The organism is Acinetobacter sp. P1(2023) (genome assembly GCF_028367635.1).
In the GTDB taxonomy this organism is placed as follows: Bacteria; Pseudomonadota; Gammaproteobacteria; order Pseudomonadales; family Moraxellaceae; genus Acinetobacter; species Acinetobacter pittii_E.
The window spans coordinates 127,715-148,220 of the sequence record NZ_JAQNDD010000005.1; the positions used below are offsets into that span (position 1 = coordinate 127,715).

Annotated in this window: 16 protein-coding genes; 8 read left to right on the forward strand and 8 right to left on the reverse strand. The window is 40.8% G+C overall.

Annotation, left to right across the window (positions count from 1 at the left end):
* Nucleotides 1-107 precede the first annotated feature (107 nt).
* Together nagZ and POD11_RS09620 are read left to right on the forward strand one after the other, a co-directional pair.
* Nucleotides 108-1,127, forward strand: a complete 1,020-nt coding sequence (nagZ, locus tag POD11_RS09615; protein ID WP_262457055.1) for a beta-N-acetylhexosaminidase — start codon at nucleotides 108-110, stop codon at nucleotides 1,125-1,127.
* Between the two features lie 301 nt (nucleotides 1,128-1,428).
* Nucleotides 1,429-2,271 carry a class I SAM-dependent methyltransferase gene (locus POD11_RS09620; protein ID WP_262457056.1) on the forward strand — a complete coding sequence of 281 codons (843 nt, stop codon included), beginning with the start codon at nucleotides 1,429-1,431 and terminating at the stop codon, nucleotides 2,269-2,271.
* A gap of 51 nt (nucleotides 2,272-2,322) precedes the next feature.
* On the opposite strand, the gene POD11_RS09625 is transcribed toward POD11_RS09620, so the two are convergent.
* Nucleotides 2,323-3,636, reverse strand: a complete 1,314-nt coding sequence (locus POD11_RS09625; protein WP_262457057.1) for an alpha/beta fold hydrolase — start codon at nucleotides 3,634-3,636, stop codon at nucleotides 2,323-2,325.
* Nucleotides 3,637-3,935: 299 nt separating this feature from the next.
* Here POD11_RS09625 and POD11_RS09630 point away from each other — a divergent pair, with 299 nt between their 5' ends.
* Nucleotides 3,936-5,201 (forward strand): glutamate-5-semialdehyde dehydrogenase, encoded by a 1,266-nt coding sequence (locus POD11_RS09630; protein WP_016142250.1) that lies wholly within the window; start codon nucleotides 3,936-3,938, stop codon nucleotides 5,199-5,201.
* Between the two features lie 114 nt (nucleotides 5,202-5,315).
* On the opposite strand, the gene POD11_RS09635 is transcribed toward POD11_RS09630, so the two are convergent.
* The 5 genes from POD11_RS09635 to edd all read right to left on the reverse strand — a co-directional run bounded on the left by POD11_RS09635 (nucleotide 5,316) and on the right by edd (nucleotide 11,689).
* Complete coding sequence (locus POD11_RS09635; RefSeq protein WP_262457058.1) at nucleotides 5,316-6,944, reverse strand: NADP-dependent glyceraldehyde-3-phosphate dehydrogenase; 1,629 nt, start codon at nucleotides 6,942-6,944, stop codon at nucleotides 5,316-5,318.
* Between the two features lie 167 nt (nucleotides 6,945-7,111).
* Nucleotides 7,112-7,624, reverse strand: coding sequence for a gluconokinase (locus POD11_RS09640; protein ID WP_009390752.1), 513 nt, complete (start codon nucleotides 7,622-7,624; stop codon nucleotides 7,112-7,114).
* A gap of 17 nt (nucleotides 7,625-7,641) precedes the next feature.
* Nucleotides 7,642-9,000: a GntT/GntP/DsdX family permease gene (locus POD11_RS09645; RefSeq protein ID WP_016142252.1), complete on the reverse strand. Its 1,359-nt coding sequence runs from the start codon at nucleotides 8,998-9,000 to the stop codon at nucleotides 7,642-7,644.
* Nucleotides 9,001-9,185: 185 nt separating this feature from the next.
* Entirely contained in the window at nucleotides 9,186-9,815 is a 630-nt protein-coding gene (eda, locus tag POD11_RS09650) for a bifunctional 4-hydroxy-2-oxoglutarate aldolase/2-dehydro-3-deoxy-phosphogluconate aldolase (protein ID WP_009390833.1), read from the reverse strand.
* 20 nt (nucleotides 9,816-9,835) lie between these two features.
* Nucleotides 9,836-11,689 (reverse strand): phosphogluconate dehydratase, encoded by a 1,854-nt coding sequence (edd, locus tag POD11_RS09655; protein ID WP_262457059.1) that lies wholly within the window; start codon nucleotides 11,687-11,689, stop codon nucleotides 9,836-9,838.
* Between the two features lie 658 nt (nucleotides 11,690-12,347).
* Here edd and POD11_RS09660 point away from each other — a divergent pair.
* The 5 genes from POD11_RS09660 (at nucleotide 12,348) to POD11_RS09680 (ending at nucleotide 18,292) form a co-directional block, all read left to right on the forward strand.
* Complete coding sequence (locus POD11_RS09660) at nucleotides 12,348-12,467, forward strand: hypothetical protein (RefSeq protein WP_014208326.1); 120 nt, start codon at nucleotides 12,348-12,350, stop codon at nucleotides 12,465-12,467.
* Nucleotides 12,449-13,651: an acetate/propionate family kinase gene (locus POD11_RS09665; protein WP_182003074.1), complete on the forward strand. Its 1,203-nt coding sequence runs from the start codon at nucleotides 12,449-12,451 to the stop codon at nucleotides 13,649-13,651. Before POD11_RS09660 ends, POD11_RS09665 begins: the two co-directional genes overlap by 19 nt.
* Nucleotides 13,652-13,696: 45 nt before the next feature.
* Nucleotides 13,697-15,841, forward strand: coding sequence for a phosphate acetyltransferase (gene pta / locus POD11_RS09670; RefSeq protein WP_262457060.1), 2,145 nt, complete (start codon nucleotides 13,697-13,699; stop codon nucleotides 15,839-15,841).
* A gap of 227 nt (nucleotides 15,842-16,068) precedes the next feature.
* The gene (locus POD11_RS09675) at nucleotides 16,069-17,595 is read left to right on the forward strand and encodes a fumarate hydratase (protein WP_262457061.1); all 1,527 of its coding nucleotides are present in this window, start codon (nucleotides 16,069-16,071) and stop codon (nucleotides 17,593-17,595) included.
* A gap of 142 nt (nucleotides 17,596-17,737) precedes the next feature.
* Nucleotides 17,738-18,292, forward strand: a complete 555-nt coding sequence (locus POD11_RS09680) for a DUF2059 domain-containing protein (RefSeq protein WP_016142257.1) — start codon at nucleotides 17,738-17,740, stop codon at nucleotides 18,290-18,292.
* A gap of 24 nt (nucleotides 18,293-18,316) precedes the next feature.
* On the opposite strand, the gene POD11_RS09685 is transcribed toward POD11_RS09680, so the two are convergent.
* Together POD11_RS09685 and clpX are read right to left on the reverse strand one after the other, a co-directional pair.
* A complete protein-coding gene (locus tag POD11_RS09685) occupies nucleotides 18,317-19,033 on the reverse strand; it encodes a DUF2846 domain-containing protein (RefSeq protein ID WP_262457062.1) in 717 nt (238 codons plus the stop codon).
* 152 nt (nucleotides 19,034-19,185) lie between these two features.
* Complete coding sequence (gene clpX / locus POD11_RS09690) at nucleotides 19,186-20,499, reverse strand: ATP-dependent Clp protease ATP-binding subunit ClpX (protein WP_002114726.1); 1,314 nt, start codon at nucleotides 20,497-20,499, stop codon at nucleotides 19,186-19,188.
* Nucleotides 20,500-20,506: the final 7 nt, after the last annotated feature.

Genomic DNA, 20,506 nt, shown 5'->3' on the forward strand with positions numbered 1-20,506 from the left:
AAATTGTTTATACCGTGTAGTTTTATCATATTCTGTACTGACAAAATGTAGCAAAACATTGCAAAATTCGCTTATTGTTTTTCAATCAAAATTCAAATGGAACCAATATGATTGGCGCATTGATGCTGGACATTGCCGGCACAGAACTTACTCAAGAAGATATTGAACTATTACGCGCTCCGCAAGTCGGTGGCATGATTTTATTTGCACGAAATATTGAATCTCCACAACAAGTGCGTGCTTTAACCGACCATATGCGTCAAATTCGTCCCGATATTTTGATTGCTGTCGACCAAGAAGGTGGTCGAGTTCAGCGCCTAAGATCAGGTTTCACTCTATTACCAGCTATGGGCCGTTTCGGAGAGTTATATTTAACTCAACCACAAAAAGCACTTGAGCTGGCTGAAAAATGTGGCTGGCTCATGGCAACTGAAGTGCTTGCTGTCGGTATCGATTTTAGTTTTGCACCCGTTTTAGATCTTAATGCAATTAGTGACGTGATTGGCGACCGTGGTTTCTCTAAAAATATTGAGGATATCGCACCACTTGCTGGCGCGTTTATGCAAGGCATGAAAAAAGCTGGAATGGCAAACACGGGCAAACACTTCCCAGGCCACGGTTCTGTAAAAGCCGATTCTCATGTAGCAGCTGCAATCGATAGCCGTAGCTATGATGAAATTTATAACCATGATATGCAAAGCTTCATTAAGCTTATGCCCCAGCTTGATGCACTCATGCCAGCACATGTGATTTATGATCAAGTTGACCCAAATCCGGCAGGTTTTTCCCCTTTCTGGATTCAAGAAGTTCTCCGTAATCGCCTGAAATTTAATGGCGTACTTTTCTCTGATGACTTAAGCATGCAGGCTGCTTGCGTAGCAGGCGGTGCAGATGCACGTATTCAAGCCGCTCTAGCAGCTGGTTGTGATATGGGACTTGTGTGTAATGACCGAAGTGCAGCCTGCACAGCACTTGAAGGTATTACAGATTTAGAGCTACCAAACCAAGAACGTTTAGAACGCATGCGTGGAAAAATTCCACAAATTCAGATTGGTGAAACTTTATCGCTTGGAAATGAGTGGCAAGCTGTCAAAACCGCCATTGAAGAGTTTAAGAATTCGATTTAACTTACCGAGTAATTGATAAGTTTTTATGACATAAGATTGTCTCAACAATTGGATACTCGGTAACGTCATCCACAACCTGCATGGTTTATGCAAAATGCTTTTTTGCAATGAAATCAAAAAATATCAGGCCTTGAACAGGTTTTGTGGATGACAATGGTTTTGCCTACTTTTCCCAAAAGAAAAGTAGGTCGAGCCGAAGGCTGATGACTAAATAAAATTAGAACACAGCATGACTCTGCTATGAAAATTACGACATAAAAAATATCAAGATAAATTTATGGAAAAATAGAGCCTAGGACGAATGACACAACAACTTTCAAAACACCGCCACATCTCTTTTACTGCCCACTATACGGGGTATATCTGGTATCAAATGGGGATTTCTCATGAAGCACTTGCCACAACCAAAGGCAAATCACTAGCGTATTTGGTTCATCCAATAGAATCTTGGGCTGAGAAATATGTCGGTGGTAGCATGCGTACGACACTCAAACAACGCCACACCATGCTTGATCATCATTTAGAACAACTCATTCAAGAAAATCCTGATTTACAAGTTTTAGAAATAGCATGTGGGTTATCGCCACGTGGCTGGTGGTTTAGGCAGCATTACCCTTCAATTACCTATCGGGAGCTTGATTTACCCGATATGGCACAAACCAAACAAAGTGCATTGCAGCAAATTGAAAAAAATGCACCTGAAGTTTTATCAGTTGATTTATTTACAGAAGCCTTTGCACAAGCATTTGAAGTATTTGACCCGAACCGCCCACTGGTTGTAATTAGTGAAGGTCTGATTAACTATTTCGATAAAGATTTATTAAAACAACTGATTCAATCAATTGCGCACTATGGTTCGTCTTTTAAAAAGTTTCACTATTTAACTGACCTATACCCTGAACCAGTTAAAAACAAACTTGCGAGCATTATCTGGAACAGCAGTAAATTACTTAAACTCATGTCTCGAAGCTCTTTTAGCTTTCATTTCAAAAGTCCACAAGAGGTTAAGGACTTTTTTAAAGACACGGAGTTTCAACAGGTGAATGTGGAACAACCACAAATTTTCTTTGGACAAATTTCCTCTGATGCTCATGAGCAACATTTAGGTGATTTGGTCTGGATTATTCACGCGCAAATAAAATAACAAGTATAAAAAAGGAAGCTCAAAACGAGCTTCCTCCTATAACTATCGTGATTAAACTGCTTGTTTTTGACGAGCAATAAAACGGCTTAAACGATCAGCAAGTTCAAAACTACCATGTTTAAATAAAGCTCGAATACCCTGCTCGGTACTTTCAAAAATCAAGCACTCAATTGCAAAACCGCCCTCTTCATCTTCTAAATGTAGTGCCAAATCACGTGGATGATCATTTACAAAATTAAGCTGCGAAACATCATCCATTTTTAAATACATACCGAAGAAAGTAACATCAACAATTGTTACAGGTACCTGCACATCACACTCTCGGTGAGTCAGTTGAGTTTTTGGCTGCAAAACCCGAACTCGCTCTTCACCACGGCGTTCCATGTTTTGCATTTGTTCACGCGTCATAGGAATAATACCATCCAGATGCTGGATAGATTCACCTTTCAAAAATGAAGTGAACAAACTCATGGTTTCTTTACGACGCTGCAACTGAGGTACATGATCTGCATTTGCGATCAGTGCAAATTCCATGTCTGGGCATTGCAACGCAAAGTTCGCATTTTCATGAGGCAAAGTAAAACTGTCATATTGCCCTGCTGCAACCAACGTTTTGCACTCTGGAATAGGCACATCCGTTAAACGCAAAAGACGATTACAGTTAATTTCATAACGTTCCCGCTCAGTGCCCGTAAACTCAGCCATTTGTCTAAAAAATAATTTCTTGGCTGTTGGTGACATACGGGTTTTATCTAATTTTGCATGATTAACTAAATATAAAATTACAGCTTGCCCGAACTCTTCCATACGGTTTTCTTGCATGAGCTTGAGCGACTCTTCCAAAATCATTCGCCAACTTTTTCGGGTCTTTTGCATAACACCCATTAAGATCATACGATCCATTAATTCTGGACGATGATAAGCAAAGCAAGACGCGATTACAGACCCCAAAGACATTCCCATCACAGAAACTTTTTGTATTCCAACGATATCTAACCAACGTCCTAACATTTCAGATAAATCAGGCAGTTCTAAAGTACCCGCAGATACTCCTGTGTCGCGATTGGTAATTTGCTGATTTGCACCCATCGAAGGTAAATCGATTAAAATGACTGGACCGCTTTCAAACAATTGTTCAACACAATATTTATAAGAATTAAAATTCTGGAAAGCACCGCCCACAATCACAATTGGCGTATTGTGAATCGTTTTTGGATCGGCAATTGCCATATATTCAATTTTCCAGCCGTCGATCCATGTTGTACGAGCAGGTCGTTTAAAACTATCTCTATGGTAGATATCGAAAAAGCCAAAACCGGCATAAGCTTGGTTGATCTCCGAATCCATTTGAATAATGGAATTCATATCCTTGCTTCCTCCTTGCTGTAATTTTTTTATGCTGCAAGAGTTCCTTCTTGAACACGTAATCTTTTATGCACAAATCTTTAAAATTTGTATTTGTTTGTATTGCACAATAACATTCTAAACAATTGTCTGAAATATACGCAATCGCTGAATTGACCGCTCATCCTGTTTAAGCCGCTAATAGTTTGCAAAATATTTAAATGTTTTTTTATAGCGGTCACATTTTTGAAAAAAAGCCATTCATTGTTCCGCATTTGACTGCTACTATCGTAGTCATTGGTAAATGATTAAAAAATGCTATGCAAGATTCAATTGAACAATATATGCAAAAAGTTGGGCAACAAGCACGCGAGGCTTCTCGTGTCCTCACAAGTGCTTCTACCTCACTAAAAAATCATGCGCTCTCTGCTATTTATACTGCTTTAGAAAATAATCAGGCAGCTATTTTGGCAGCGAATCAAATCGACATGGATAAAGGTCGTAGCAACCAGCTCGACAGTGCCCTGCTTGATCGTCTTGAGCTTACACCTGCACGTATTAAAGGCATGTTGCAAGGTTTAAAAGACGTAATTGCACTTGTCGATCCTATTGGGGAAATTACTGATCTTGCATATCGCCCCACAGGCATTCAAATTGGAAAAATGCGTGTACCTTTAGGTGTCGTTGGTATGATTTACGAATCACGTCCAAACGTAACCCTTGAAGCTGCATCTTTAGCGATTAAATCGGGCAATGCCATTATTTTACGTGGTGGTTCAGAGGCACTTGAATCAAATAAAGCAATCGCAGAAGCGATTAAACATGGCTTAAAAGTTGCTGGTTTACCTGAACATTCAGTACAAGTCATTGAGACCACTGACCGTGCAGCTGTTGGTCAGCTTATTACCATGGCTGAATATGTAGATGTCATTGTTCCACGTGGTGGCAAAAGCTTAATTGAGCGTGTAACCAATGAAGCTCGTATTCCTGTCATTAAACATCTTGATGGTAACTGCCATGTATTCGTTGAAGCGCAGGCAGACTTGCAAAAAGCATTACCAATTACATTAAATGCCAAAACACATCGTTATGGCGTTTGTAATGCGATGGAAACCTTGCTGGTTGATGAAAAAATTGCAGACGTTTTCTTACCGCACATTGCTGAACTGTATGCTGAAAAACAAGTTGAGTTACGTGGCTGTCCAGAAACACGCCGCATTTTGGGTGCCTCTGTAAAACCTGCAACAGAAGAAGATTGGTACACCGAATATTTAGGGCCAATTCTCGCAGTTAAAGTGGTGAGCGGGATTGATGAGGCAATTGACCATATCAACAAATATGGTTCACATCATACCGATGCAATTGTGACTGAAAACTACACTTTAGCTCGTCAGTTCTTGGCTCGTGTAGATTCAAGCTCAGTCGTAATTAATGCATCAACTCGTTTTGCTGATGGTTTTGAATATGGCTTAGGTGCTGAAATTGGTATCTCCACCGATAAAATCCATGCCCGCGGCCCAGTGGGTTTAGAAGGCTTAACTTCACAAAAATGGATTGTGTTAGGTGACGGACAAATTCGCCAATAATTAAATCTATTAGTTCAAATAAAAACGCCTGATCAATTTCAGGCGTTTTTATTACTCAAGTTATGAGTAACTATAAAAAACCAGCCCGCAAGCTGGTTTTTATTCATATATTTATTAGAAAATAAAGTCCGTATTCACAAATTTAGAATAGTGCTCAGACACCATAGAAGCCAACATGCCTTTGCTGTCATCTGTCTGTTTAGCAGCAATCATTGAACGGATCGAGAATGCACGAAGCGCATCATGCACAGACAATGTACCTTCCGCAGAATCTTTACGACCACCAAATGGGAACACATCAGGGCCGCGCTGACATTGACAGTTGATATTCACACGACAGACCTGATGAACCAGCGGATCAACCAAGTGACCAATTTGCTCAGGGTCACTACCAAAAATACTCACCTGCTGACCATGATCAGAAGTAGTGACATAGTCCAGCACAGTTTCAATGTCATCATAAACAGAGACTGGTATCACTGGACCAAACTGTTCTTCGCGATACAACCTCATTCCCTCAGTCACTGGATAAACTACAGCTGGATAGAACATCGTTTTGCAGAATTCACCGCCTTCTGGATTAACTACTTTTGCCCCTTTAGCCACAGCATCTTCAATGACTTCAGTCATATAGGTCGTACGATGCATACCTGGTAACGGAGTAATAAATACACCTTTTTCCCAAGGCATCCCCACTTTAAGTTTAGCCAGTTCAGCCGTTAAGCGGCTAACAAACTCATCGGCTATTGAGCGATGTACCATCAACATTTTGAGTGCGGTACAACGCTGACCATTAAACGACAATGCACCCAACAGACACTCTTTTACTGTTAGATCCAAGTCGGCATCCGGCAGAATAATGGCTGCATTCTTCGCATCCAGCCCCAAAATCGCACGCAGGCGGTGAGATTTAGGATGTTGCTTCTTCAAGTGATCAGCTACTTTACTAGAACCAATCAGCGCCAGTACATTAATTTGCCCAGATGCCAGTAGATGGGGTACCACTAGAGAGCCTGGTGCATAAATAGTATTAATCACCCCTTTTGGAAATGAATCACGGAATGCTTCTAGTAACGGTTCAAACAACAAGGTCCCGAATTGAGGTGGTTTAAAAATGATGGTATTACCCATCAGCATGGCTGGGATCAGAGTCGCAAAGGTTTCGTTCAGCGGGTAGTTGTATGGTCCCATACACAACACGACACCTAGTGGAGTACGACGAATTTGACCAATCGTACCTTCAGCCATGACAAAGCGGGAGTTGGCATTATCCAAATCTTTCAGAGCGTCAATCGTTTGACGCATGTAGGTAATTGTACGGTCAAACTCTTTTTCTGAATCCGCCAAGCTTTTGCCAATTTCCCACATGATCAACTTAATAATCAGATCTCGTTGCTCTACCATGCGCTGAATAAAATTTTGCATGCAGGCAATGCGCTCACTCACCTTCATCATTGGCCATTCGCCACGACCATTATTGTAAGCCCGTACCGCTGCCTCTAGTGCTTCATCGCTTTCTTTTTCACCCATGACTGGATAACTACCAAGTTCAACTTGCTGTAGGCTACCGTCAGACTGCTGAATCCAGATTGGAGATAATGTTTTTTTGGTTGCACCAGCCCATAGCTTCAATTCACCATCCACTAATGAGACACGCTGATGAATTTGGGAGGGTAGACGCACACTTTCAGGAATACTGTCCACTACTGGGAATTTATGCTGTAGATTATTTAACTGATTCATTCTTCTTAATACCTTATTATTCGTATGTCTTTTATATATTCCCGAACTTTCCACTGTAATCAGGTTTTATTCGGGTCAATATCACTATTATTATCCGTACTCACCTTGCTTGAACCGTTAACCACAAGGTGAATATCTTAAAGCATTGATAAATTTTCTAGATGAATTTACCCCCGACACACACTATCAGTCACCCCTAGCTTTTGGATGACTTGTTCAATGATCTGTTCTGGTGTGAGAGCAATATCAATAGCAATTGCTTCATTCACATCAGGTTCCTCTAATGTGTCTAGCTGTGTTTGTAGCAACGCTGGGTCAAAAAAATGACCTGATCTTTCTGCAAGTCGTTGCTGTAATAACTCATAAGAACCTTTTAAGTAGACAAACTTAACATTCTGGTCCTGCCCTCTTAAAATATCGCGATACATCCGCTTCAAAGATGAGCATGTAAATACAGCCGTTTCACCATCTCTCTGTTTGGTTTCAATGACCTGACGAATTGCTTGTAACCATGGCAAGCGGTCTTCATCAGTTAAGGGAATGCCTTGACTCATCTTACTTTTATTTGCAGCTGAATGAAGCGTATCGCCATCCAGGAACTCACAAGCCAAACGCTCTGATAACAATTCACCAATTAGGGTTTTACCTGTTCCACAGACACCCATTGCAATCACAATCATGGATTACTCACCTTTAATTATAAAATAGTGCTAAGCAGTAGCGTGAAAGATAAACCCAACACCGAAATGATCGTTTCTAATACTGACCAAGTCTTGAGTGTCTGACCTACTGTCATACCAAAATATTCTTTGATTAACCAGAATCCTGCGTCATTTACATGTGAGAAAACTAATGAACCTGAACCTGTGGCAAGTACCAAAAGTTCTGGTCTAACCGCAACACCTGCTGTTGCTGCAATTGGAGCTACAATGCTACAAGCTGTAGCCATGGCAACCGTTGCCGACCCTGTTGCCAAACGAATTAATGCCGCAACGAACCAGCCCAACAATAACGGCGATAAATTTGCCTTCAAAGCTGTAGAAACAATCTCATTAGAAATACCGGTGTCACGCAAAATGCCGCCAAAACCACCACCAGCACCTACAATCAACATAATCCCAGCAATAGAAGCTAAACATCCGCCACAGAATTTTTCAATTTGTTCACGGTTAAAGCCCTGCATCGTACCGAAAGTAATAAAGCTGACCAATACTGCAATGAGCAATGCAATATCAGAAGTACCGATGAAACGTAGCAAGTCGTTTGCGAAAGTTTGTGGTGCAAAGAAAAGATCTGCCCAGCTACCGATCAACATCAATACAACCGGCAACATGATCGTAAATAAGGTAATACCAAAACTTGGTAATTCACGTGTCTTACTAGCATCTGCTTCAACAAACTGCTTTGCTAAAGGATTATTTTCAGGCAATTTGACGTATTTATTGATCCAAAGTGCATACAATGGCCCAGCGACAATAGCTGTTGGCACACCCACTATCAAACTATAAGCAATCGTTTTACCGATATCAGCATGATAAGCCTGTACTGCCAACAATGCAGCTGGATGTGGTGGAATTAAGCCATGCACAACCGACAAGCCTGCAACCATTGGCAAACCCACGACCAGTAAGGATTTGCCTGTTCGCTTCGCAATGTTGAATGCAATTGGAATGAGTAGAACGAAACCAACTTCGAAAAATACGGGAAGCCCAACAATAAGGGCAATAAACATCATGGCCCAGTGAATATTTTTCTCACCAAACCATTTAATTAGAGTAATCGCTATTCGCTCAGCGCCACCCGACTCAGCCATCATTTTGCCGAGCATCGTTCCTAATGCGATTACAATCGCAAGGTGGCCTAGGGTTTTACCAGTACCAGCTTCATATGACTTAACAATATCGCCCATTGGCATGCCAACAGCTAAAGCTAAACCAAGTGAAACAATAATGAGAACCAGAAATGGATAAATTCTAAACTTCGCGATCATGACCACTAAAGCAATAATCGCGATTACAGTGTAGATCAGTAACATGCCACCCTGAACCGTCTCCATGGGACACTTCTCCTTGGAATAATTATTTAGGCACACTGCCTAAACAAAGGTCTTCAACCACAGTAATTCCTACTGTTAAGACATTAACTTTTTATATTTAGGTGTGACCAGCACAAACTGGTCACATCAATACAGCCTTTAAAGCACATAAAATGCACTTCATTTTTTATAAATATCGACTACATCTACAGTGCTCTCAACTGACTCGCAATTTGTGCCAAGCGAGTAATTTCAGCCCAGTCTTGTGCAGCTACAGTAGCTTTAGGTGTTAACCATGAACCACCTACACAAACCACGTTAGGTTGCTTTAAGAAATCCGGTGCTGACTCTGCAGTAATTCCGCCAGTCGGACAAAAGCGTAAGTTTGGAAATGGACCATAAAATGCTTTTAGCATCTCAACGCCACCTGCCTGTTGAGCGGGGAAGAACTTTACAATGTCATAACCCAATTCAATTGCCTGAATCAGGTCACTTGGTGTCATCACACCAGGCAACAGAGGTAAGCCAGCATCTTGTGCAGCCAAATGTAAATCTTTAGTTAAACCAGGAGATACACCAAATTGAGCACCTGCTTTTTTAGCTTGAGCGCAATGTTCTGGTTTAGTAATCGTACCTACACCGACCACAATGTCATCTGCCAACTGGCTTGCACGCTCAATAGCAGCAAGACCAGCAGCGGTACGTAACGTAATCTCAAGGACTTTTACACCACCCGCATGTAAAGCACGTGATACATCCTCACCTTGCTCAGCAGAATCAAATGCCAATACGGGAATGACTGGACCTAATTTGACGATATCTTCAATTTTAATCATTATTTTTCAGTTCCTTTGATTCAAATCTGCTCTGGTGAATTTTCACCAACCAATGCACCAAATACAGATGCCCCATGTTCAGCTGGCGCAGCAGCAGCACGGAAAACACCAAATAATTCACGGCCAAAGCCAACTTCGTTTTCTGCCTGATGTTCTGGCTGTGCAACAGGTCGTGACCGCCATACATCGTCATCTATTTCAACATCGAGCACGCCAGCCTCAGCATCAATAACCAACATATCGCCTGTTTGAACTTTAGCAATCGGCCCATTTAGTAAGGCCTCTGGAGATAAATGAATCACCGCAGGAACTTTGCCTGAAGCGCCAGACATACGACCATCAGTGACTAAAGCAACGTGGAAACCTTGATCTTGTAAAACACCCAACACAGGCGTTAAACGATGCAATTCAGGCATACCGTTAGCACGCGCACCTTGGAAACGAACAACTGCAATAAAGTCTCGGTGTAATTCACCACGATCAAATGCAGCTTGCACTGCTTCCTGAGAATCAAACACAATTGCTGGAGCTTTAACTTTACGATGTTCTGGCGCAACAGCAGAAATCTTGATTACACCACGGCCAAGGCGACCTTGCATTAAGCGCAAGCCGCCATCTGGTTGAAACGGCGCATCAATGCTACGTAAAACTTTGTCATCAAGACTTTGAACCACACCGTCAACCCAAGTGAGCTTACCATCAATCAATTTCGGCTCTTTGGTGTAGTGCTGTAAACCTTTACCAGCTACAGTCGTTACGTCGTTATGCAACAAGCCAGCTTCAAGTAAGTTACGGATGAGGAAAGCAACCCCACCCGCAGCTTGGAAATGGTTTACATCAGCCTTACCATTTGGATAGATTTTTGCAAGTAATGGAACAACAGCTGACAATTCATCGAAGTCATCCCAGTCAATCAAGATGCCAGCGGCACGAGCAATCGCAATAAGATGTAGAGTGTGGTTGGTTGAACCACCTGTAGCGAGTAACGCCACGATGCCATTGATAATGGCTTTTTCATCGACAACATGACCAATCGGGGTATAGTTTCCGCGCTCAACTGTTAAATCCAGTACACGAATCGCAGCTTCTGCAGTGAGTGCATCACGTAATGGTGTATGAGGATGAACAAATGCGGCACTTGGCAAATGTAAGCCCATAACTTCCATCAGCATCTGGTTACTGTTGGCTGTACCGTAAAAAGTACAAGTCCCTTGTCCATGATAAGCAGCTGACTCAGCTTCTAGCAAAGCATCTCGGCCAACCTGACCCGTTGCAAATTGCTGACGAATTTTAGCTTTCTCATCGTTAGATAACCCACTGGTCATTGGCCCAGCTGGCACAAAAATAGTAGGTAAATAGCCAAACTGCAAAGCACCAATGAGCAAGCCTGGCACAATCTTGTCGCAAACACCAAGACATAAAGCTGCGTCAAACATGTTATGAGACAATGCAATCGCTGTACTCATCGCAATGGTTTCACGAGAGAACAAAGATAGTTCCATGCCAGCATTACCTTGGGTAATACCGTCACACATCGCAGGTACACCACCTGCAAACTGCGCTACTCCCCCATTTTCGCGAGCGGCATTTTTAATTAAATCTGGAAATGTTTTATACGGTGCGTGAGCCGACAGCATTTCGTTATATGAAGATACGATGCCAATATTTGGTTCACGGCCTACTTTAATAATTAATTTTTCATTATCGTCCATACTGGCAAAACCATGAGCCAGATTGGCACATGAAAGTGCTCCACGAGCAGGAAATTTGCCTTGTGCATGTTCAATACGTTGTAAATATGCAGAACGAGTTTTTTGACTACGTGCGATTACACGCTCGGTCACTTTTGCCAATACTGGATTCGGCAAGTCCATGCTGGACGCTCCTGTACAACCGGATAAGCCGGAACATAAAAATAGACCAAATGATATATTTCATCATCATTTGATAAGGGGAAGGAACAATATTATTAAGGCAAAAAGCGACATGCAAGCCCTAGTCAATTTTACGGTAATACCCGAGCATGGTTATTAAATACAAATTATGTTTAAGTTTTAAACAAGAAGCTGGTTTTATTTTTGACTATATTTACTGGTATATTAGCTTCTAATAACTACGAGAAAATTCTCATAATATCAAAGTAATAAAATATTCTTATAAATGTATTTATACCGGCTTTTTTATACTAAGTTTTATATTAAAAATGTTTATGATTTATATATTTTAACCTATATATAAACGATTAAAATTTAATTTCATTTACGTATATTATTTGTAATACCCCCTATAGTTTGATTAAAATAACACCACTTCTTTTTTCTTAAAAAATTTATACCAAATATTTGAAAAATACATTAAATAGAAATTTACCTTTCATAAATATATACAAAAAACTCGTTTCTACACGTATAAAAAAACAAGGAATACAGTGGTTAAGCTTTATACTGGACAAATGTTAGTTACAAATAATTTGATGGTCGATAGTGCTTAAGTCTAATGGGCTAAAGTCTATCTTGGACAGAAAAACAACACATGTTAAAACATGACAACCCGTTCAATCTGTATCGAAAAATAATACATCTTGAACAGGAAGTTAGGAAAACTATTTTAAATCAGGACTTGGGTATTTCAACGTGGCTACATCAGTATTAGTTATCAATTGCGGCTCTTCATCTATTAAATACGCACTGGTTTCAGAGCGTCGTGAAGATCGTATTTACGGTTTAGCAGAAAACTTGGGGGCAGCTGATGCTCGTATTAAGGGAATTACAGTAGGTGGTGAACCACTTGAACTTTCAATCCCTTATGCTGACCATGCCAAAGCTTTAGAAACTTTACTTGCACGTCTTGCCAACTACAAACCGCAAGCAATCGGACATCGTGTTGTACACGGTGGTAGTTTAACCAAAGCAGAATTACTCACTCCTGAAATTATTGAACGTATTCGTGCTGCGACACCTTTAGCACCGCTGCATAACCCAGCACATTTAATTGGTATTGACGCAACCGTACGCCTTTTTCCTGAATTACCTCAAGTTGCTGTATTCGACACAGCATTCCATCAAACCATGCCACCGCATGCATATCGTTATGCAATTCCTAAGTTTTTATATACTGACCACAACGTTCGTCGTTATGGCTTCCATGGTACAAGCCATGCTTATGTGTCTGATAAAGCGAGTGAGCTGGCAGGTAACCTGAAGAAAGGTGGATGGTTAACAGCCCATCTAGGAAATGGTAGTTCAACTTGCGCAGTATGGAATGGTCAAAGTGTTGATACCTCTATGGGCCTCACTCCACTTGAAGGTGTGGTGATGGGAACGCGTAGTGGTGATGTTGATCCAAGCTTACATAGCTTCCTTGCGAAAAACCTCGGTTGGGACTTAGCAAAAATTGATAAGGTTTTAAATAACGAAAGTGGCTTACTAGGCTTATCACAACTGTCTAATGACATGCGCACAGTGATTGAAGCTGCCGAAAATGGCAATGAAGATGCCGCTCTTGCAATCGAAGTCTTTAGTTATCGCCTTGCAAAATCACTTGCAGCATTAAGCTGTGGTTTACCAACATTAGACGGCTTAATTTTCACAGGCGGTATTGGTGAAAATTCAGCTTATATTCGTGAAAAAACCTTAGCGTATTTACCTCATTTTGGTTTGCAGCTTGATAAAGATCAAAACAACAACCTAAAACGTGGCACAGAAGGACGAATCGACAATGGAACAGGGCCTCAAATTTGGGTCATTCCTACAGATGAAGAAGGCCGTATTGCCAAAGAAACTCGTCAAGTTGTTGAGGCAGCAGAAAATACAGCATCTGTAGCAAGCCTTGCTTAATTAGAGCTTAGCTAAAACTCGATATTCGTTTATTTATAGGTTTATATGAATACAATTTTATTGATTCCTACAGGCGAAGGGGTTGGTTTAACCTCTGCCTGTTTAGGCATGATTTACGCACTTGATTGTAACGGGATTAAAGCAGGCTTTTTAAAACCATTTTCTCAAGAAGACCAAGAGCATCTTGACCGAACCACTTCGTTATTTGGTCATTTATTTCAAAGTAAAACTGTTCAATCTATTTCGCATGAAAAATTAACTCAGCTTATTGCCGCTGGCGAAGTAGATGAATTACTTGAAGAAGCGGTTAGTCTCCATCGCAGCATTGCAGCAGACCATGATGTCATTATTGTGGAAGGCTTATTACCTAACGGACAAGACCACTTCGCCAGTGAACTCAACGCCAGTCTTGCTCAAGCGCTTGATGCAGAAGTCGTATTGGTCAGTACAGCAGATATTCAAAATCCGAAAAAAGCAGCAGAAAAAGTAGATGCGCATTTACGTCAATTTGGTGGTGCAGCGTCAAATCGTACTGCTGGCGTACTGTTTATGCGTACCCGTGGATTAACCGAAGAAACAGCACAAATTCCTGTTGCGTTTGATCCATCGTTACGACCAACCGAAGAAATTGCAAAATTTACGAGCGAACTGCAAAAATATAATCGTTATTTCGGCTCTAGCGATTTACCAATTATTGGACTTGTTCCTTTTAGTAATACACTGAGCGTACCAAGAACACTTGATATTGCAAATGTCATTGATGGGCAATGGGTACATCAAGGCGAAGCTAAAACACGTCGTATTTTGCATTCGAGTTTAATTGCCTCAAGCATTGAATATGAACTAAATAAGTTCATTGCAGGCGAATTGATTATTAGTGCATCTGAGCGTACAGATGTTTTACTTGCAAGTAGTTTGGCAACTAGTAATGGTATTCCTCTGGCAGGTTTGGTACTTACCGAAAGAGAAGCGCCGGCACCAGAGCTTTTAGAGTTTTGTCAAAGTGCAATTAAACAAGGTTTGCCAATTTTACATACCCGTTTAAATACACTTGAAACCGCACAGCGCCTGTCTAATTTTGGTAATGAAATTCCAACTGACGATACCGAACGTGCTGAGCAAGTGACCCGATTTGTTTCAAGTCATATTGATATTGAATGGCTTAAGCAGCATAGTAACAATGCCACTACCCCTCGTCTGTCGCCATCGGCTTTCCGTCATGAACTGGTGCAAAAATCGATTGCAGCGAAAAAACGGATTGTGCTACCTGAAGGTGATGAACCACGCACCATTCAAGCTGCAGCAATTTGTCAGGCACGTGGTATTGCTGACTGTATTTTGTTAGCTAAGCCCGATGCTGTGCACGATGTTGCAAAAGCACGCGGTATTGAATTACCTGCCGAATTGGCAATTGTTGATCCTGATAGCATTCGTGATCAATACGTTGCCCCAATGGTTGAGCTACGCAAAGGTAAACTCAACGAATTACAAGCTAAAGAACAGCTTCAAGATACTGTAGTGCTTGGCACTATGATGCTAGCCCTAGACCATGTGGATGGTTTAGTTTCAGGTGCGGTACATACCACAGCAAATACAGTCCGCCCAGCATTCCAGCTCATCAAGACAGCACCTGAATATTCACTTGTTTCATCTATATTCTTTATGCTTTTGCCAGATGAAGTTTATGTATATGGCGACTGTGCGATTAACCCAGACCCTACAGCAGAACAATTGGCTGAAATTGCAATTCAGTCGGCTGACTCAGCGAAAGCATTTGGAATTGACCCGCGTATTGCCATGATCAGCTACTCAACAGGCACTTCTGGAACAGGTGCGGATGTAGAGAAAGTACAGCAAGCAACTCAAATTGCTCAGCAGCGCCGCCCTGATTTACTGATTGATGGTCCACTTCAATACGATGCAGCTTCCGTTGAAAGTGTGGGACGTCAAAAGGCTCCAGACTCACGTGTTGCTGGCCGTGCCAATGTATTTATTTTCCCAGATTTAAATACGGGTAATACCACTTACAAAGCAGTACAGCGTGCTGCAAATGTTGTGAGTGTTGGACCAATGCTGCAAGGCCTCAACAAACCAGTCAATGACTTGTCTCGTGGAGCATTGGTAGATGACATCGTATTTACGATTGCATTAACAGCAATTCAGGCAGAACAGCAAGCCGCTGCCAAATAATTAATATAATTAACTTTTACTACCTCTCGCCATTTGATGTCCGCTCAGATGGTTTTTTTATTTTAATCACTCAAAAATAAATAATTTTCCGATTTCTGGTATTTAAATCACATCAATATGTTCTTATGCGACTTTCGGTCAAAAGATCAACCAATCTCCCACAACGCTGTCTTTTTGTCATATAATTTAGCCCGCTAGCTAACAGCCCGCTCAAGAGATTTTCTGGTATGACAACGATTATCAAACAAGATGACTTGATTACATCGATCAAGGACGCCCTACAGTTTATTTCGTACTATCACCCGCAAGACTTTATCCAAGCGATGAGCCGTGCTTATGATCGCGAAGAAAACAAAGCCGCAAAGGATGCAATTGCACAGATTCTAATTAACTCTCGCATGTGTGCGGAAGGTCATCGTCCAATTTGCCAAGATACTGGTATTGTTAACGTTTTCCTTGAAGTGGGCTTAGATGTTAAATTTGATTTAACAATGAGCTTAGACGATGCGGTAAATGAAGGTGTTCGCCAAGGTTACCTTGAAAACAGCAACGTTCTTCGTGCATCTGTACTTGCTGACCCTGCATTTGGTCGTAAAAACACAAAAGATAATACCCCTGCTGTAATCCACTACAAACTCGTACCGGGTAATAAAGTAGATATTACTGTTGCTGCTAAAGGTGGCGGTTCAGAAAACAAATCTAAACTCGCGATGCTTAACCCATCTGACTCGATTGTTGACTGGGTACTTAAAACTGTTCCAACTATGGGTGCAGGCTGGTGTCCTCCTGGTATGCTCGGTATTGGTATTGGTGGTACTGCTGAAAAAGCCATGATACTTGCTAAAGAAGCGCTCATGGAAGAAATCAACATGGACGAATTACTTCGCCGTGGACCAGAGAACAAAATCGAAGAACTTCGTATCGAAATCTTTGAAAAAGTAAACGCACTTGGTATTGGTGCTCAAGGCCTAGGCGGTTTAACGACTGTTCTTGATATTAAAATCAAAGATTACCCATGTCATGCTGCTGGTAAACCAGTAGGTATGATTCCTAACTGTGCTGCTACTCGTCATGCTCACTTCCAGCTTGATGGTACAGGTGTAGCTCATATTCAAGCACCAAAACTTGAAGACTACCCTTCAGTAACTTGGGACTCTTCACAGTCTAAACGTGTAAACCTTGATACCATTACTCAAGAAGAAATGGATTCTTGGAAACCGGGTGATACATTACTTCTTAGCGGAACAATGTACACAGGTCGTGATGCTGCTCACAAACGTATGGTTGAAATGATCGACAATGGTGAAGAATTACCAGTTGATCTTAAAGGCAAGTTTATTTACTACGTTGGCCCAGTTGATCCAGTGGGTGATGAGGTCGTTGGTCCTGCTGGTCCTACAACTGCAACACGTATGGATAAGTTCACACGTAAAGTATTAGAACATACTGGCCTATTCGGTATGATCGGTAAAGCTGACCGTGGTCCTACAGCAATTGAAGCAATCAAAGACAACAAAGCAACTTACTTAATGGCAGTTGGTGGTGCAGCTTACCTCGTATCGAAAGCTGTTCGTGAAGCTGAAGTTGTTGCATTTGCAGACTTAGGTATGGAAGCAATCTACAAATTCGTAGTTGAAGATATGCCAGTTTCTGTTGCAGTTGATGTAAACGGTACTTCAATTCACGCAGTAGCTCCAAAAATCTGGCAAGCGAAAATTGGTAAAATTCCAGTAGTCGATGCAGCCGCTGGCTAATGAAGAAAAGCACCGAATTCGGTGCTTTTTTTATGCATTCTTTTTTTATTTTAAAATCTGAAAAGAATTGTAACAATTACTTCGTCAATCTATGCTATTAATGAAAGCACCCACTCGCCATATATTGAATATAGGTCATTTCATGACTATTCGCCCTCTTCTTAAAAATCTTTCAATCAGCCTCTGTCTAAGCTGTATTACCACAAGCTTATTTGCATCTCCTGCCAAGTTAAGTTCAGTTAAAGAACTCATGCAAATGAGCCAGATTGATTATCTGCTTAAAGAATCAATTAATGAATTAACACCTTACTATGATCAACAAGCAGAACAGATCGTTAGTAATATCACAGGTATTAAAACTTTAGGCCCAAAAGAAAAAGAGGCCGCGAAGAAGCTAGGCTCACTCTTAAAAGATTCGAGCAATCAGCTCATTAGCAATCCTAAAACCACTCAAGCCTTACAGGATATTTACCTTAAGACTTATACTGAAGAGGAAATTCAGGCTAATCTGAAATTTTTAAAAACCCCAGAAGGCCAATCAATTACGCGTAAGAACGTACAGATTATGGGGCAAATTTCAGAATATATGATGGAATTGGGACAGCAAACATTTAATGACCCTAAAGCACGAGATCATATGCAAGAAGAGATGCTTAAAATTATTGCTCCATTAATGAAAGATAAAGAAAAGTCTTAACTTTTCTTTATCTTTTTTAGCTCATTACCAAGTTAAAGGATTCCATAATTTAAATGGCTTAATCAGATGTACATCTGATTTTTCATCATATTTGGCTGGCTTTAATTCTTGTGGTTTATTGCGTATTTTTCCTGAAGCATCTTCAGCCACAAAATTGTAGCTCGAAGATTTAAGCTCGGTAAATGCTATCTCTCTACGTCCAATATTGTCTTGCATTAACATAAATGGACCAGTATGTTCACTTCGGTCCATTTTATTTTCTTCGTCATATTTCAAATAATAAGACGTTCCCGACTCAACAGTGATATCAATATATTTTGGTTCTTGGAAATGGATACCAAGTAAAGGGCGACTTGCAGAAAGACGATAAGTTCCTGCGGGTAACTCAATCCAGTAATAATGATTATGTAATAGACTCGGAATGCGCTTACCATTCACAAAGAGATTAATCGCTGCGATTTCCTGACGATTCCATTTCGTGTCTGGTCGATATAGATAAACTACAGCAGCTTGTTCATTTTGTGGTTTGATTGGAACAAATGTCTGGCCTAACTTTTGATTGACCCACCCTCCCACAGTAAAACCGCCTAAATGATATTGATCTAATAAACCAGGTTCTTTTTCAACATCAACTTTAGGTAGAGTCGCGGTCAATTCACTCGGATTTTTTTCTAAATGAGATGAACTTTGACAGCCTACAAACAGTCCGGCACAGCACAAAGATACGATTAAATAACGCATGGCATCCCTCAAAGCGTTTTGTTTTTGATTTATTTTTTACAACGCAAAACTATGCGTATTTTGTATTTTTAAGATTAACACTACCCATATAAATTGAAAACAAAAAAAGCATGAATCACTAGCGCAATTCATGCTTTTTAGATGAATGAAATCTATGCAGACTTCGAATCAATAACCTTTAAATCTGCCTTAGCCACACTTTCATGCGTTGCAGCTTCTTTAGGCTGGCGCTCAGCTTGATAAACAGGCTCTGCTTCACCATTAATGACTGCTTCGTTAATGATGACTGTTCCAACATCTGTACGACTTGGTAAATCGTACATAGTTTCAAGCAGTACATTCTCCATAATAGAACGCAGACCACGCGCACCCGTATTACGTTCAAGCGCTTTTTTAGCAACAGCACGCAATGCAGAATCTTCAAAGATCAGATCAACATTTTCCATAGTGAAAAGATATTGATACTGACGAGTTAATGCATTTTTTGGCTCAGTCAAAATTTGCATTAGAGCTTCTTCATCTAGTTCTTCAAGCGTCGCAATCACTGGTAAACGACCAATGAACTCTGGAATTAAACCAAATTTCACTAAGTCGGTTGGCTCAACTTGACGGAACAATTCCGCAAGTTTTTTGGTTTCATCTTTGTTTTTAACGTCAGCAGTAAAACCAATGCCGCCTTTCTCTTGACGCTGTTGTACAATTTTTTCCAAACCAGAAAATGCACCACCACAAATAAATAAGATATTTGAGGTATCGATTTGAATAAACTCTTGCTGTGGATGCTTACGACCACCTTGAGGAGGAATCGAAGCAACAGTACCTTCAATCATTTTTAATAATGCTTGTTGTACACCTTCACCAGACACATCACGCGTAATTGACGGGTTTTCAGATTTACGAGTAATCTTGTCAATTTCGTCGATATAGATAATGCCCTTCTGAGCTTTTTCTACATCGTAGTCTGCTTTTTGCAAAAGCTTTTGTACAATATTTTCAACATCTTCACCTACATAACCTGCTTCGGTTAATGTTGTTGCATCTGCCATCGCAAATGGAACATCTAAAAGGCGAGCTAATGTTTGCGCAAGTAAAGTTTTACCTGAACCAGTCGGTCCAATCAGTAGAATATTACTTTTAGCAATTTCTACTTCTTTAGACACATGGCCATTATGACCAACTTTCAAGCGTTTATAATGGTTATAAACCGCAACAGAAAGTGTCTTTTTGGCAAGATCTTGACCAATAACATATTGATCAAGCGCAGCACGTATTTCATGTGGTTTTGGCAATGCCTTACTCGCCCAGTCACCTGCTTCAACCTGCTGGCTGGTTTGTACGAGGTCTAAGCAGACATCCACACATTCATTACAAATATATGCGTCCTCACCCGCAATCAGTTTCCCGACTTCAGACTGCGTTTTACCGCAAAATGAACAATGTTTTTGTCCTTGAGGATGTTCGGACATATTCACT